The organism is Duganella vulcania (assembly GCF_009857655.1).
GTDB lineage: Bacteria > Pseudomonadota > Gammaproteobacteria > Burkholderiales > Burkholderiaceae_D > Rugamonas > Rugamonas vulcania.
The window spans coordinates 1-412 of the sequence record NZ_WWCX01000304.1 but is presented as its reverse complement, the minus strand read 5'-3'; the positions used below and the strand labels follow the sequence as shown (position 1 = coordinate 412).

The 412-nt window shown below is 73.1% G+C and carries 1 protein-coding gene; it reads right to left on the bottom strand.

Annotated features, from left to right (window positions below; all coding sequences use genetic code 11):
- Positions 1 to 109: 109 nt before the first annotated feature.
- Positions 110 to 412, bottom strand: a 303-nt coding sequence (locus GTP90_RS36115; protein ID WP_161087969.1) for an ATP-binding cassette domain-containing protein, incomplete at its 5' end; no start/stop codon positions are given.

Here is a 412-nt window from a genome sequence, read left to right as displayed (position 1 = left end):
CTGGCGGTCGAGGCGGCGGTGCCGCCGGACGACACGGCGGCGGCAATGCCGGCGGCCAGCAACGGCACGGCGCACAGCACGGCGATGGTGGAAGGCTTCAGGCGCGGCTTCATGCGCCCACCTCGTCGATGCGGCCGTCGCGCAGGTGGATGGTGCGCTGGGCGCCGGCGGCGATGGCGGGATCGTGCGTGACCAGCACCAGCGTCTGCCCGCCCGCATGCAATTCCTTCAGCAACGCCAGCACGTCGGCGGCGCTTTTTGAATCGAGGTTGCCGGTCGGTTCGTCGGCCAGCAGCAGCGCCGGCCGATTCAGCAGCGCGCGGGCGATCGCGGCACGCTGCAACTGGCCGCCGGACAGCTGCCCCGGCAGGTGGCCGGTGCGCTCCCCCAGGCCGATGCGTTCCAGCAGCGC